This window comes from Microvirga tunisiensis (genome assembly GCF_009296175.1).
Taxonomy (GTDB): domain Bacteria; phylum Pseudomonadota; class Alphaproteobacteria; order Rhizobiales; family Beijerinckiaceae; genus Microvirga; species Microvirga tunisiensis.
In genome coordinates, this window is the sequence record NZ_VOSK01000042.1 from 25,956 (window position 1) to 40,407 (window position 14,452).

The 14,452-nt window shown below is 59.6% G+C and carries 15 protein-coding genes; 6 read left to right on the plus strand and 9 right to left on the minus strand.

Going from position 1 to position 14,452, the window contains the following annotated elements; translation table 11 throughout:
* Positions 1-394: 394 nt before the first annotated feature.
* The 3 genes from FS320_RS13455 (at position 395) to FS320_RS13465 (ending at position 2,754) form a co-directional block, all read left to right on the plus strand.
* Entirely contained in the window at positions 395-745 is a 351-nt protein-coding gene (locus tag FS320_RS13455) for a hypothetical protein (protein WP_152712317.1), read from the plus strand.
* Between the two features lie 465 nt (positions 746-1,210).
* Positions 1,211-1,993: a hypothetical protein gene (locus tag FS320_RS13460; RefSeq protein ID WP_152712319.1), complete on the plus strand. Its 783-nt coding sequence runs from the start codon at positions 1,211-1,213 to the stop codon at positions 1,991-1,993.
* Positions 1,990-2,754, plus strand: coding sequence for a hypothetical protein (locus FS320_RS13465; RefSeq protein ID WP_152712321.1), 765 nt, complete (start codon positions 1,990-1,992; stop codon positions 2,752-2,754). The genes FS320_RS13460 and FS320_RS13465 overlap by 4 nt, the downstream gene beginning before the upstream one ends.
* Positions 2,755-3,018: 264 nt before the next feature.
* Here FS320_RS13465 and FS320_RS13470 read toward each other — a convergent pair whose 3' ends face one another.
* The 4 genes from FS320_RS13470 to FS320_RS13485 are packed head-to-tail and all read right to left on the minus strand — an operon-like array spanning position 3,019 to position 7,518.
* Positions 3,019-3,819 (minus strand): enoyl-CoA hydratase/isomerase family protein, encoded by an 801-nt coding sequence (locus tag FS320_RS13470; protein WP_244627122.1) that lies wholly within the window; start codon positions 3,817-3,819, stop codon positions 3,019-3,021.
* Positions 3,816-5,456: an AMP-binding protein gene (locus FS320_RS13475; protein ID WP_152712323.1), complete on the minus strand. Its 1,641-nt coding sequence runs from the start codon at positions 5,454-5,456 to the stop codon at positions 3,816-3,818. Before FS320_RS13475 ends, FS320_RS13470 begins: the two co-directional genes overlap by 4 nt.
* Before the next feature lie 40 nt (positions 5,457-5,496).
* Positions 5,497-6,273, minus strand: coding sequence for an enoyl-CoA hydratase-related protein (locus FS320_RS13480; protein ID WP_152712325.1), 777 nt, complete (start codon positions 6,271-6,273; stop codon positions 5,497-5,499).
* Positions 6,274-6,303: 30 nt separating this feature from the next.
* The gene (locus FS320_RS13485; RefSeq protein ID WP_244627123.1) at positions 6,304-7,518 is read right to left on the minus strand and encodes an ABC transporter substrate-binding protein; all 1,215 of its coding nucleotides are present in this window, start codon (positions 7,516-7,518) and stop codon (positions 6,304-6,306) included.
* 142 nt (positions 7,519-7,660) lie between these two features.
* Here FS320_RS13485 and FS320_RS13490 point away from each other — a divergent pair, with 142 nt between their 5' ends.
* Positions 7,661-8,434 (plus strand): IclR family transcriptional regulator, encoded by a 774-nt coding sequence (locus tag FS320_RS13490; protein ID WP_152712327.1) that lies wholly within the window; start codon positions 7,661-7,663, stop codon positions 8,432-8,434.
* Positions 8,435-8,992: 558 nt separating this feature from the next.
* Here FS320_RS13490 and FS320_RS13495 read toward each other — a convergent pair.
* The 3 genes from FS320_RS13495 to FS320_RS47020 form a co-directional block, all read right to left on the minus strand.
* Positions 8,993-9,805: a hypothetical protein gene (locus tag FS320_RS13495; RefSeq protein WP_152712329.1), complete on the minus strand. Its 813-nt coding sequence runs from the start codon at positions 9,803-9,805 to the stop codon at positions 8,993-8,995.
* A gap of 209 nt (positions 9,806-10,014) precedes the next feature.
* Positions 10,015-11,094, minus strand: a complete 1,080-nt coding sequence (locus FS320_RS13500; protein ID WP_152712331.1) for an IS630 family transposase — start codon at positions 11,092-11,094, stop codon at positions 10,015-10,017.
* Between the two features lie 230 nt (positions 11,095-11,324).
* Positions 11,325-12,062, minus strand: coding sequence for a hypothetical protein (locus FS320_RS47020; protein WP_202882856.1), 738 nt, complete (start codon positions 12,060-12,062; stop codon positions 11,325-11,327).
* Between the two features lie 342 nt (positions 12,063-12,404).
* On the opposite strand from FS320_RS47020, the gene FS320_RS13510 reads away from it, so the two are divergent.
* Positions 12,405-12,782, plus strand: coding sequence for a hypothetical protein (locus FS320_RS13510; protein WP_152712333.1), 378 nt, complete (start codon positions 12,405-12,407; stop codon positions 12,780-12,782).
* 269 nt (positions 12,783-13,051) lie between these two features.
* On the opposite strand, the gene FS320_RS45145 is transcribed toward FS320_RS13510, so the two are convergent.
* Positions 13,052-13,219 (minus strand): hypothetical protein, encoded by a 168-nt coding sequence (locus tag FS320_RS45145; RefSeq protein WP_153885302.1) that lies wholly within the window; start codon positions 13,217-13,219, stop codon positions 13,052-13,054.
* A 12-nt stretch (positions 13,220-13,231) separates the two neighbouring features.
* Complete coding sequence (locus FS320_RS13515; protein ID WP_152712335.1) at positions 13,232-13,411, minus strand: hypothetical protein; 180 nt, start codon at positions 13,409-13,411, stop codon at positions 13,232-13,234.
* A 45-nt stretch (positions 13,412-13,456) separates the two neighbouring features.
* On the opposite strand from FS320_RS13515, the gene FS320_RS13520 reads away from it, so the two are divergent.
* Complete coding sequence (locus FS320_RS13520) at positions 13,457-14,410, plus strand: DNA cytosine methyltransferase (RefSeq protein ID WP_202882857.1); 954 nt, start codon at positions 13,457-13,459, stop codon at positions 14,408-14,410.
* Positions 14,411-14,452: the final 42 nt, after the last annotated feature.

A 14,452-nucleotide genomic window follows, 5' to 3' on the forward strand; every position in this document is an offset into this window, starting at 1 on the left:
CGGAAGTTGATCGTCAGAAGGACCGAGCGGCAGCAGGACGACCTGCGCCGCGTCCGTACCACAGTACTTGGCAAGGATTGGTCGCGGTTAGACACGGTAGGGGACCCGAACCTGAGACCCCGGTACGCTGCCCCCGGGTTATTCCCCCTTTGGTCGCACGCAGCCCAAGCCAAGACGGACAATGGGTAATAGCATTAGAAAAAATGATTGTGCCGCCTCCATAGGACTTGACCATACCGACCAAGCGGAGTGGTCAACCAAGCAGCTGTGGAATTGCGAACGTTCATCGCCTTATGCTGCGGTAAAGGATTCATGGAAGGCCCCCTCAACGCCACTCGCCAGTGTGCCTTGCCAGTACCGGTCTCATACTCACCGAGTGATGGAGAGTAGGCAAATGACAACGGGAACGAGGAAAATGACGTCAACGGAAGCCAGTCGAGCAGCTCATCGTGAACGCCAACGCAAGTACAGAGAGCGGCTCAAATCCGAACGTCATCCGGAAGCGGATGATGTGCAGCGTGCGATCTTCCGCGCCGTTCGCACGGCAATCCTCAATGTCCGGCGCGGTCGGCGGACAGGAGATGAGCTATTTGACGGATTCATAGAATCCTTCCTGAAAAGCGTCGTCGAGAAAGCGATCGCTGATCTGGAGCGGCAAGGATTCCGTCGTAATCCTATCAAACGACGGCTGCATCTCGCCCTGATTCCACCTCTTCCGGGACCAGACGATCCAGACGGGTTGTGATGTCCTAGAGGCCCCTCCCCGCATTACTCCGGCGTTCACGGGCGATTCAGAGGGTGATGATCCCGGGGACCAGACTGCCGGTGTTTCGAATGCGCTTTCTCGTGCCTCCCACCGCCGTATCAAGGACATTTCGGCTCTTACACTGCGCCTTAAAGCGCCAAGTCAGATCACGAGCCGCTGTACGCGACCCATCCTGATGTACCGGCAACGCGATATCATGCGAAATCAATTACCGAAAAACGATTCAAATATCTGAGATTGCGTTTCAAAGACCCAAATGGTCGATTCGTCGTTTTCCCTGGCCCGGTTACGGACACATCCACGGCATCTGCTTCTCTATCAAAGCGCACGGTGTCACTTGCACACTCGACCAATCCGGGAAACCCTTCACTCAGGGACATACCGATCAGCAACTCGTGGAGGTTAGCGGTGAGAAGGATAGAACCAATAGGATTCGATTTATCGATGGATCTCGACACCATTGAAGAGGCCAACACGTTCGATGTTGTCACCTTCGTTGATCAATGGCTCGCTGCCTTCACATGCGAGGACGCGTTGACTTTCGAGTGTACGCAGAGCAGGGTTTTCGGCGCCGTGTATCGGGATCACGACGTGATCGGGTTTGACGATATGATCTCCGATAATCTCTGGGAGAAATGGAACAACGATCTCCAAGGGTTCTGCCCCTTGTGGCTGTCGAAGCCGCAGAAACAACGTCAACTTCCGAGCGCCGTTGCCGCCGAGGTACGGATGATCGCACAGGCTCGCAGGGCGATTGGTCCTGTTCCGGAAGGCGACCTTTGGAGCATGGTCTGGCGGGAATTGTCGTATCAAGCTATCAGTGCGATCGGCATGCAGGTGTCTGCGGACCTCGTGAGGTCATCGGCGCGCGCCGAGATCCGTGAGGGAGTTATCGATTTCTGTACCGAACTCGCTGAGGAATACCGCGAGCGCATGGACGAGTACCTCAGATCCTACGATTGGAAGACCGTCGTCTTAATCAAGCAGAGCTCACGCGAGGTGTGTGCTCAAGGCGCCGATCTCCCAGATGCCATCAGCGACCTCACTGCGTTCATGCTGCCAAGGTACAACTTGGAGGCGACTTCCCGCGACACAGCAGGTGATGGTGTCTACCATGCTTACCTTGTCCCTGAATGTCTGGGATTCGACCTTGAGGACGCTCACCTCGTCGAGAGATGGGGCATATACTCGCAAAGCTTCATCAATGTAGCGTGCAAAGCTGCATGAACCTCTTTGGGTTTGAATCCAGGGCAGGCTTAGATTTTCTCCTACGCGAGTGCTGTCCATACGAAAGGAATTCTCTTGCAGACCCGACCGTTCCGGCGAACCCTTTCAATAGGGCACCTGCTGCAACGGTCGATGCCCGACTGAGGGGCCACAGGGAGATCATTATGATACTGGAACCGAACATCGACTGGGGTCAGCAAGGGCTCACCGATTGCATTGAGTTGTTTGAGGACTCAAGAACCACAAAGCTCGTCAAGGAATCGACCCACGGATTCCTGGAGTGTGTCACGAGCTGTGACTGCTTCGTTCAACCCCATGGCTATGGTAACGGATACTCGGCCGTCCCCGAGTTCGAATTCGACATCCATGGCCTCGAGGTCAAGGTCGCTGCCGGCTTCCCATGGGGTAGCTGGATGGAGGTGCTCGAACGTCGGCGCCCACAGTGGCTGTCGAATCCTCGCGACAAGGACTCGCTCAAGGACGAGATTGTGGATGAAATCCTGGCGATCAGGCGGGAGATCAAGGATACCGCCATCGTTCCTGAGCATGATCGCTTTGATGATATCTGGAACAGGCTCTCGGACGCAGCCCGGGAGGCGATCGACTCAGGCATCTCAGAGGAGGAATGGCGTGTTTCCGGCCGGGACAAGATCCGGGCCTCACTTATGGCCTCGATTTTAGAGATCCTGGACGGGACCGTCGAAGCCTGGAAGCAGGAGTTGAATGCAATCAAGCAGATTGAGAGCCTCGCTCAGGTGTGACAGAATGCTTCGAGATGACGGTTGGTTGAATGCGGCCTTGAAGAGGTAGCCGTGATCAGGCACTCGCTGCCCCTTAGGGTACTTAAGGCCATCCCGATCTTTTACCAGAGAAAGGTGTTCTGACTCCGCTATCCGGCAGGTCAAAGATATCTACGGCATTGCATAGCCCAAGTTCGTCAGTCTCAGTGTGAGACCGATCGGCATCCATATCGGAAATTATTTCCGATATGGATGGGTCTTCGCTGATGGAGCCACGTGCCTGCCTCACCGACCCGTGAACTGGGGCTTCCGTTTCTCCCGGAAGGCGTTCACGGCTTCTTGATGGTCCGCCATCTCGTTCGTGACCGTCTCGTACCCGAGGGCCGCGTCCGTCATCAGGGTGGAGAGCCGCTGGAGCTCGAGGTTCATGACCGTCTTGGTCCAACGGATGGCCCAGGTCGCCCCGGAGGCCAGTTCATCTGCCAGGGTGTTCACCTTGCCGTCGAGTTCGTCTGTCGGAACGGCATAGTTGATCAGGCCCATTGCGGCGGCCTCGCCCGCCTTCAGCATGCGGCCAGTCAGGAGCAGTTCCTTGGCCCGCGCGAAGCCGATCAGTTGCGGCCAGATCACCGCTCCGCCATCGCCCGCGACAAGGCCCATCTTCACGTGAGGGTCGCCGATCACGACGTTCTCGTCCGCGACGATAATGTCGGACAGCAGCGCGAGCGATGCCCCCAGGCCGGCGGCGGCTCCGTTCACGCGGCAGATGATGGGCTTCTCGAGCTCGAGCAGTCCGGAAATGATCCGCTTGGCGGCGGTGACGTTCCTGCGCCACTTGGCGGGATCGTCGATGCATTCCTGGAACCAGCCCATGTCGCCGCCCGCGCAGAACCAGCGACCCGTTCCGGTGAGGACGATGATGTCGGAGTCCGGATCGTCATGCGCGTCGTAAAAGACCCGCGAGAGGTCATGATGCAGGTCGTCATCGACGGCATTCCGCTTGTCAGGCTGGTTGATGACGATGGTCAGGATCCTCCCCCGACGCTCGAATGCAAGTGTCTTGTAATCCTTGAAGCGTTCCATCATGCGACTCCTGACTTTGATTGTTCCTGGTCCTTGACCGGTGTGGGAGGGAGCCCGGGCTGCGCCGCGTCCCGATCCCACCACGCGACGGTCCGAATGAGTTCCCTGAGTTCGTTCTTCTGGATCTTGCCGGTCGGCGTTCGCGGCAACTGCTCCATGACGCACACGTAGCGAGGCACCATGAAACGGGGGAGCTGACCCGCGACGCGGGCGATCACGGCCCCCTCGTCGATCGTGCAGCCGGCCTTCGGCTCGACGACGACGAGCACCTCGTCCTCGCCATGCCGATCCGGCACCGCCAGCGCGGCGGCATCCTGGATGTCGGGATGCGTCTTGAATTCGGTCTCCACCTCGAACGAGGAGATGTTCTCTCCCCGTCGCCGGATCACGTCCTTGAGGCGGTCGACGAAGATGAAGTTTCCGTCGGGATCCTCCCGGAACACGTCGCCGGTGTGGAACCATCCGTTCAGCCAGGTCTTCGCCGTCGCCTCGGGGTTGTTGACGTAGCCATGGCTCATGGCCCAGGGACGCTCGCACCGCACGACGAGCTCGCCAAAGGTGCCCTGCGCCACCTCGCAATCGTGCTCGTCGACGATCCGGACGCTGACCCCCTCGCGGGGGCGCCCGCACAGCGCGGACCTGTCGGGGTTCCTGTCCGAGACCAGCGGAGCGCAGATCTCCGTCATGTGGTACATTGTGAAGACATCCAGGCCGAACCGGTCGGACACATCCCGCGCATCCTCACCGAACGGGATGACGAGGGCCTTCCTCAGGGAGGTGCCGCGATCCTCGGGCGTGGGCGGCCTCTTCAGCAACAGGGTCGCCATGCCGCTCAGCATCGTCGCCGCCGTCGCACCGGTCCTGCGGACGGTGCCCCAGAACTCGGCCGTCCTGAACGGACCGGACAGGGCGATCGACCCGCCCCTGAGCAGCATCGAGTAGACCGGCAGCATCCCTCCCACGTGGAACAGCGGCAGATTGCATAGATACCGATCATCACCCGTCAGGAAGGCGTACGGCTCGTCGACGATGCCGTGCAGGTGGACATAGGACGACAGGGCACCCTTGGACGGCCCGGTCGTCCCGGATGTGAACATCACGGATTGCAGGTCCCACGGCCGGATATCGGGGTCGGGAACGTCCGCGCCGTCGATCCCCGACATCAGACACTCGAACGAAAGAGCCCGGAGGTCTCCCGCTGCCATAGGATCGCGGCCAGTCACGATGACCGACTCCAGCGATGACCCGTCGACTTCGTGCAGTTGCGGCAGGAATTCGGGATCGACGATCAGGAACTCGGACGCCGATCCCTGGATCAGCCGCTCCAGGATGCTTCCGCGGTAGTGGTGGTTGATCGGCACATAGGCGGCGCCCAGATGGTTCAGCGCGAACCAGACGGTCAGTGAATCCTCGGGTGCCCGGGTCCAGCACAGGACCGCATGGCCCTTGCGGATCCCGGCCGCCTGGAGGGCCGCAGCGCTCCTCCTCACCCTCTCCAGGGTCTGCCCGTAGGTCCAGGTCTCGACGTCCCGGCTTGCGCGATCGATCACGGCGAAGACCCGATCGGGGGACTTGGCCGCCTGGTCCTCGAGCAGGTATCGCAGGACGCACGTCCGGGACGATGGCACTTCCTTCAGCATCACGTTGGTCCTGGTGATGGGTCGGTTTCGTCCCGGGATGTCAACGGCCCGACCATTGGGGCTCCCGCTTCTCGACGAAGGACCTCGTTCCTTCCACGAAGTCTTGGGATCCGTAGATCCGCTTTTGCTCGACCGTCATCTGGACCACGAGTTCGGATGCCGGCAGCTCGTGCGAGAGCTCGGCGAACCTCAAGGAGGCGTTGACGGCCAGGGGTGCGTTCCGGCAGATCGCGTGGGCGATCTCGACCGCCTTGGCCATGGCTTCACCCTCGGGGACGAGGTGGTTTACCAACCCGATCCGGTAGGCCCGCTCGGCATCGATGAGCTCTCCCGTGCACAGGAGCTCGATGGCAATCGCGTGCGGGATGAGCCGGGGCAGGCGATCAACGCCCCCTGCCCCGGCAATCATGCCGTACCGTGGCTCGGGGAGCCCGAGCCTCGCGTTGCTGCCGACGACCCTGATGTGGCACGCGAGGGCGATCTCCAGCCCACCCGCAATCGCATGCCCATCCATGGCGGCGATCCATGGCTTCGTCTTGGGCTCCCTGACGAAACCTGCAAACCCTCCGGTCTCCGTCACCAAGGCGTCCTGGTTCCCATCCGCGACCTCCTTGAGATCCGCGCCCGAGCAGAAGATGGACGGCGACGAGGAGGTGAGGATGGCGGCCCGGATGGACGGGTCGTGCTCGATCCGTGCATGGATCCGGCTCAGGGCGGCCGTCATCTCACCGTTGATCGCGTTCTTCTTCGTAGCGCGATTGAGCGACACGACGGCAATCCCGGGTTCGACGATATCAAACGAGATCAGGTCTTCCATTGATGAAGGTCCGTTCGGAGGTGCAATCGATCAGCGGCGGTCGAGCGGGCACCCGCCCTGCTCCAGCGGGCGAAAGACCTCCGAGGCAGGGACCTTGGAGACGATGGCGAGCAGGTCGTCCGGTCCCTTTGATTCATCCGGCTTCTTCGCCTGGAGAAGGTACATGTCCGTCATGACGCGTCCGTCCTCGCGGACGAGAACCTCCTTGTTGAGCATGTCGTTCATGGGCGTCGCGTGCATCAGCTTGGCCACTGTCGGGCCGTCGTCCGTCCCTGCTGCCTTGATGGCCTTGAGGTAATGCAGGACGCCGGCATAGGTCATGGCGTGGATCCGCGTCGGCAAGAGGCCGCCAGAGGCCGCACGGAAGCGCTCGGACCACTTGCGGGTCTCGTCGGTCATGTCCCAGTAAAAGGGAAGCGCGAACCGCACACCGCCCGCGGCTTGCAGGCCGAGGGCCTGGATGTCGGGCACGTCGAGCAGGAAACTGGCGAGCTTGGTGTTGCCCGTCGCGACCTGGAATTCCTGTGCCTGCTTGAGCGCCGTGACCAGATCCGTTCCGGCATTGGCGAAGGCGATGACGTCGGGACGCAGGCCCTGCGCTTGCAGCAGGAAGGATGAGAAGTCCGGAGTGTTCAGGGGATGCCGGGCGCTGCCGACGACCTTGGCCCCGAGCGGCCCGATGACGGAGCGGGCGTCGTTCTCCAGGGAGATTCCGAACGAGTAGTCGGCTGTGATGAAGTACCAGTTCTTGCCGCCGTTCTGCACGCTCGCGACGCCGACGCTTCGGGCAAACGAGTAGGTGTCCGGAACCAGGTGGAAGCCGGTCGGGGAACAGTCCTTGCCGGTCAGGTCGGAGGATGCGCCGCCGGTGATCAGGAAGATCCTCTTCCGGTCCCGTGTGATGCCCTGCATCGCCAGCGTGGCGGCCGACGAGGCACCGTCGATGAAGGCATCGACCTTGTTGACGTCGATGTACTGATTGGTCAGGGCACTGGCGACCTCGGGCTTGTTCTGGTGATCAGCGGCAAGAATCTCGATCTTCTTTCCAAGCACCTGGCCGCCCATGTCCTCGACGGCCAATCGGGCCGCAACGGCGGAGCCCTTTCCGCCATGTGCGGAGAACGGACCCGTCTGGTCATTGATGACGGCCAACCTGATGGCATCGGGCCCTGCGGAGGCGGTGGTTGCGAGCAGGGTCGCTGCAATGGTCAAGGCCGACGGACCAAGCCTCATCGAATTCAGCATCGTCTCTCTCCCTAACTTTCCACTATATGGAAAGCGATCGTTATTGGTTGCCTTATTAAGGAGAACGTCGCCGACCGGAGGACCGATTGTCAATCTATGCATTTTCCATATTATGGAATTGAACTCATAATAGGACTTGCTCATGACCGGCGGAACCCAAAGCCTTGAGAGGGCATGCGGATTGCTCAAGATGATTGCCCGCCACGGCACGCGCGGCACCAATCTCTCGTGGTTGTCGGCGAGTTCAGGACTGGCGCCGTCGACCTGCCACCGGATGTTGCAGGCCTTGGCCGATCTTGGCCTCGTTCACTTCGAGCCCAGACGAAAGGCATACCGTATCGGGCCACTAGCTTACGAACTCGGACTGGTTGCAGTTACGCCCTTTTCCAACTTGGAGCATCTGACCCCGATCATCGCTCGCGTAGCCGAGGAAACCGAGGATACGGCCTACCTGATGATCAGACGTGGACTCGAGATGGTTTGCCTCGTCAGGGCCGAGGGCACCTTCATCATCAACGCGAATGTCATCGAGGTCGGCGTCAGGCGACCCGTCTGCGACAGCGTAGCCGGGATCGCGATCGCCTCGGCATTGCCGGAGGAAGAGGCACAGGATCTGGTCACCACGTCGGCGGGGCTGCCAAGCATTCGCACAAGGCTCGGCCTTGACCAAGTCCAGGCTATGGTGCTTCGCGCCCGGGCGTCTGGCATTGCATACTGGAATGGGGTCGTCATGCCCGACGTGGCAGGAGCGGCAGTTCCGGTTCCGAACGAATTCGGAAGGCCGCATCTGGCCATTGCGGTTTCAGCCTTGGCCTCCCGGCTCCCGGAAGCCAGGACCAGGGAAATCCATCCGATCCTCAGTGCAGCAGGACTTCAGGTGGCTGAGCGGATGTCCACCTATCTCGCGTCTAAATAGCCTGACGGGCGGATCATGGCTGCGATCCCCGAGCGCAGCATACCCTGGGCTAGGACAAATGCCCTCGCGCATGAACTCGACGCCGGCATGTCCCAATGCCCCGGAAGCGCACCGGATCTGATTGCCTCGGTCAGAGACCGCCCACTGTGAAAGTGGGAACCCGGCTCCTCAACAATTCAAAAAGTCACTGAACCTTCGCGTATACAGATTCGCTATGGCACCTCGCGTGGGAAGCACACCATGGGAAATCGCCGACTCCCGAATGCCCCATGTTGGCGCCGCGAGTTCAGGTGTTGCAGGCGATCTCGACTGAGTCATCAGCATCGTCACGACTAGAGGTATCAACTAGCAGGTCCCTTCGGAAAGGCGGGAAGCAACCCCTATAGTGTCCAATTTCCAGCAGCACGCCGACGTTAACGCCTTTCGCAAGCAATAGACGCTCGCTTTCGTTTGAGAACATGGTCGTTGCTCATCTCAAGAAGGACTCGTGCGAGTACACGACGGCTACCCCGGCGCCAGGATTGGATGACCTGGGAGCTCGTTTCAGAAGGACTGGTATCATGCTGCCCACCTTCGTGCTGTTTGGTCATTGGCGCACTCCGGCCGTACAAGTGCTGTGCTCAGGATCCCATCGAGCGGACCACGCATGTGCGGGGCGATCCAGAGCAGCCGGCGCTGGCTGTATTGGGAACCATAGGCCTGAAGCCGGAAGTGTCCGCGAACCTCGGTTCGGCGTCCCAGCTTCCTTTCAGACCCGCAGTCCCTGTCCATAGACCTCCTGATAGTCCCGGGAGCGGCACTCACGCGCTGCGCTCTGAACAACGAGAACTTCTTCGCGGCCTGTTTAGCCTTGCGGCCGCACCGCCTCGGATCATCAAGGTGCGCGTAGGGAAGCGTAGGCCATGGCGCCTCAACCTCGTGGAGGCTCATGTAGGTGAGAGCAAGAAGCGCAAAGGATTCGATGTCCACCAGCATGTCTCGAAGATTGCGACCGGATCGTTCTACCACGTCCAGCAACGGCTCAGTGTGGGTGCTTGCGCCAGGTACACTGAGCACTTCCATGTATGCTTGATCTGCGGCGGCTAAGTCATCGGGAAGGATATCCGAACCGCCAGAATACCATTGTACTCTGCGCCAATTCGTCTGCCCGGGGATGATGAGGATCGCCGTATAAAGCAACCGCTCGTGGTCTCTAGCTCGGTCAGTGAGAATGAAAAGACTTCTTAATTGAGCGCCATTACCAATATCGAGCGGTTGAGTAGGGATATCAAGGTAAGTAAGTCCGTGTTGGATCGCCTCGGCATGGCCTCGCTCGCGAATTTCATCCGAAATTGCAGCACCGCTCAGTACCCCTGCGATGTCGCGATCCAAAAGCATCGCTCTTGGGGGAGGCTGCGTCGGAAGGATGAGTTGGGCAACGAGCGAGTTCCAAAGCACCTGGGAGGAGACCCCAGGTGCAGGCCACGCTTGACGAGCGCGGATACCCAAGGTGAGGGCGACATCAAACTCGGCCAGGAGCCTGATGATCCGCCGATTGTCATCTGCGGCCGCTCGCAACTCCGCCTGATATTGGGCAGGCACTAGTGTTGTGACTCTAACGCTTGTTTCGCACGGGCGACCTTCTCCAGGATAGCTGAGGCCGAGGCGGTCCAGACAAAGGGTCGAGGGTCGGCATTGTGGTGCTCCAAGTAGTCTATGATCGCGCTTTCCAGATCGGGCACGCTCGTGAAGGCGCCCCGCCGGATGCGCTCCTGGGTGATCAGGGCAAAAAAGCGCTCGACCAGGTTGAGCCACGAAGCCCAAGCCGGGGTGAAGTGAAGATGAAAGCGCGGATGCTTTGCCAGCCAAGCCTTCACCTTCGGGTGCTTGTGGGTGGCATAGTTGTCCACGATCAGGTGCAGGTCGAGGTGTCTTGGCGTGGCCCGGTTGATCTCGCGCAGGAAGCGCAGGAACTCCTGATGGCGATGGCGCTTCATGCAGGTGCCCAGGACCGTGCCGGTCGCCACATCGAGAGCGGCAAACAGGGTCGTGGTGCCATGTCGTTTATAGTCGTGGGTCATGGTGCCGGCACGGCCCTTCTTGAGCGGCAGGCCCGGCTGGGTGCGGTCGAGCGCCTGGATCTGAGACTTTTCATCAACCGCGAGTACCAGGGCTTTGTCCGGCGGATCGAGATACAGGCCGACCACATCCTGGACCTTCTCGACAAAGGGCTTGTCGGTGGACAGCTTGAAGGTCTTGACCAAGTGCGGCTTGAGGCCGTGGGCGTGCCAGATCCGCTGCACGCTGGTGTGGGACAGGCCTGTGACAGCGGCCATCGAGCGCACGCTCCACTGCGTCGCTCGCGGCGGCTTCTCATGCAGGGTCATGTCGACAACCCGCTGGATCACCGCTGCCGTCAGGGGCTTGCGCCCTGGCGGGCGGGTGGCGTCCTTGAGAAGCCCGTCGACGCCCGCCTGCGCATAGCGGCGGCGCCAGCGCCGTACCGTCAGAGTGCTCGTGCCGACGCGAGTTGCCACCTCGGTGGCGCGCAAGCCCTCGTCCGTCAGCAGAACGATCCGAGCCCGCCAGACAACCTTCTGGGGCGTGTTTCGGTCGCGGACCAGGGTCTCCAGGCGATCCCGATCGGCGGCGGGAACCTCAATGCGTTCGATCTTGCCCATCAGAGCAGCATCGCACGTCAGACCAGATTTCGGAATCACCCGTCAGAGACACAACACTAGGTACCTACCGGCCGCGCTGCTCAATATAGTACGCGCCCGCAGGTGGTAGCGGTTAACATAACCGTCAAGCCAGGTCTGCATTACATGACTCCAGGGTCGAGGTTGTACGCCTCAACTGAGGCTCGAAAATCCGTGTCTGAGTGGGTTGGGACTTGCTGGCTCAATCAGCATCAGTCCCCAAGCCGTATCGACCAGTTCCATGGGGTCGTCTCGTCGGCCACGCGAACTGAGTGCCAGCCGTCGCTGTCCGCATAGATTGCGTCATGTTGGCCTTTGGTGTGGTAGATGGCGGGATCAAGCGCGAAGAGGTGCTTCGGTCCCCGGATGAAACAGCGCGCCTTGACGAGGTGAGTTGCGGCAACAGTGGCCTCGGTACCCTCGACGCACTCGCCTTTTGGCGTGCCGCGCTCCTTCACAAGCAGAATATCTCCTTGGCGGATACCTGCCTCGAGCTGTTTGTCAGTGACACGCCACATCCATCGTTGAGCTCCCCGGACACCGGATTTTGGGTTTGCGCCAGCTGTCCTGATCGCGGCCCGAACGCTTTGAGCGGAGATAGGGTGTCGAAATGCGGCTCCCGTAATCTCGTTGAAGCCGACAAGGACATAATCTTTGTGCACATTCATGAATCCGTTGCGATAGCGCCTGAAGGCATGGCGGACTTGAATGACAGCGACGTCCTGAACGTCGTCGTATCCGTAAAGATCCAGATTCAGAGCATCGCCACGCTGCTTTGCATCGAAGGACACGAAGGTTTCGGGAAGCGCTGCCTGGTAACGGCGGATGATCGTATGGGGCTCGATCCTTGAACCGTCAGTGCCCTCCAAGGCGGTGATCTCGTCGTAGACTCCCCGGGTAGCGACCAGAGGGCCGATGGCATGTCCGCTTGCGTTGTGTTCGATGTGCATCTCTCAGTTTCCTTCAGGCTTCCGTATGAGCCACTTGATGTCGTCAACGGATCGATCGTGGTCTCAAGAAGGAAATATCCGCAAGCGTCTTTGAATACTTTTTGAGTATTTTTTTATTTTCGTGTTGCGGCACCAAAGTACTTTGAAATTGTTATTCCTTCCGCGAATCCGCAATTAACAAATTTACTCGTTCGTCAAATGATAATTAAGCCACATTCTCTGACCTGATTCTCAAGAATATACTTTTCTTTCTTGCTTATATGCGCTTCTCATTCAAAGATTATCGGGTGCTGTCAGGATCCACCATCCTGACTAATCCGTTTCGATCTGAGGAGTTCACACATGCCTGACCGGACCGCCCTTCACGATCTTCGTGCGCTGCTCGATATCCAACCAGATAGCCTGCCACGCCTTCCGCGTAAGGCGGCTGGCGCATTGAACAGATGCACATCGTTAAGGGATGAGAGCGCTGCTTATGAGCAATCCATCGAGGTGCTCGATGCCGACGTTCGCGAGCGCGACGCCAATGGCAATGCCGGGTCTCTGGACCACCGTTACGACCGAGAGAGTGAGGCCAACTGTCGTTCGACTGGCCGGAGGGAGAGCAAGGCTGAGGACGAGGTGAACCCATGCGAGCAACCGAACCTTGCTGATGCACTCAAGGTGAGACGACGTCTCCTCACGCTTCTGAAGCAACGTTACCTGTCAGGCGCAGAATGACGGCGGCTGCGAGGAAATTTGCCGGGAATTAGCTGGTGTTGGCTCTGATGTTCAGAGGACACGCGCCTTCATCGCCTTCTGTGATAGCCGCACAGGGAAAGGCAATCTTTCAGGAGGGCGATATTTGATCACTGTTGCAGGCGTGTCCTTGGCGGATCCGAGAAAATCGCGCATCTAAGCGACAAGGGACAACTGACGGGCTAGGGGCGTTGACTACCGAGATTAAGGGAGCTGAACCGACAAACCAGCAGGCGAAACATCTTCGGGCGCTACGCGATCGCGCCAGACGGATCGGTAAGAAGAGCTCGTCCGACCTCTTCGAACTGGGTGCAATTCTGGAAGAGGCTGCGGACCTGTTGCGAGGTCGCTTCGGCGTCTGGGTCGAGCACGAATGCGGGATCGAGCCGCGAACCGCACATGGCTATCGACGCGCGCATACTCGTCTCGGATCACACAAGAACCTGCTGATCGAGCAGCGAGTCCTTCCGACCGTCATTGTCAAGCTGGCGGGCGCGGGAGAGGACGTCCGGACCGAAGCGATCCGCATGATCGACTCCGGGCGGCGCCTCCGGGTCAGGGATGTCCAGTCTCTCATCAAGGACAAATCGGGTGCGGATCCAGACCGTCATGGTCCCCGGGAGGCTCGGCACACACTGGGACATTCCCTGAGGGGATTGATTGCCAATGCTGTAGAAGACGCAGGAACACGGATCGAAGCATTCGCGGCCCAACTTGAACAGGGTGATCTCAAAGGGTCAGATCGGGCCAAAGTTCTGAAGAGCGAAGCTTCTGCACTGGCTGGCGTGCTAGCAAGCATGCTTGATTTCCTTCCCGAGAAGAGCGGCGATGCTGTTGGGCCTTGGTCCATCATGAAGGACGCCCTGGCGGACTTCAGTTCGACGTCCGGTCCCAGGAATATGCCAGCGGCTGCCGAAAGCGTGCTGATAGCGTACCAGGCGACACGTCACCCGGAAGCCATGGCGACTCGGAGCGTGAACAAGGCGGTCAAGAGTTCTGTTTGGCCCCTTTCCTTCTCCACGTCCGAGAAGATCAGACCAGCCAAGCATTCTCTCACTGCACTCGAAGTATGCGCCGGTGCAGGTGGCCAAGCGCTGGGAATCGAAAGAGCCGGCTTCAGGCATGTCGCTCTTGTTGAGATGGATCGCCACGCATGCGAGACGTTGCGGGCCAATTTCCCAGGGTCGAACGTCATCGAGCAGGATCTGCGAACATTCGATCCCACTCCTTATCATGGCGTCGACCTCTTCTGCGGCGGCGTTCCCTGCCAACCGTTCTCCCAAGCCGGGAAGATGAAGGGATCTGAGGATGACCGTGATCTCTTCATGGAAGCAATTCGCATCATTGAGCAAGCTCGGCCCCGGGCGGTCATGCTCGAGAACGTGACCGGGTTACTCCAGTCCAGGTTTGACGACTACCGGCTTGATATTCTTCAGCATCTGAGGCGGCTTGGCTATGATGCGGAGTGGCATACCCTAAACTCGGCTGATTACGGCGTGCCCCAACGTCGGGTACGATCCGTCCTAGAGCGCGTTGACATTCATTTGGTCCAGATGAACGCGCTGACGAGGCAAAGGATTGACATAAACGCCCGTGGGGTCTGTTCGTAGCGCGTGGCGATGCGTCTGAAGTGCTTGATTTTCAGGAAGAAG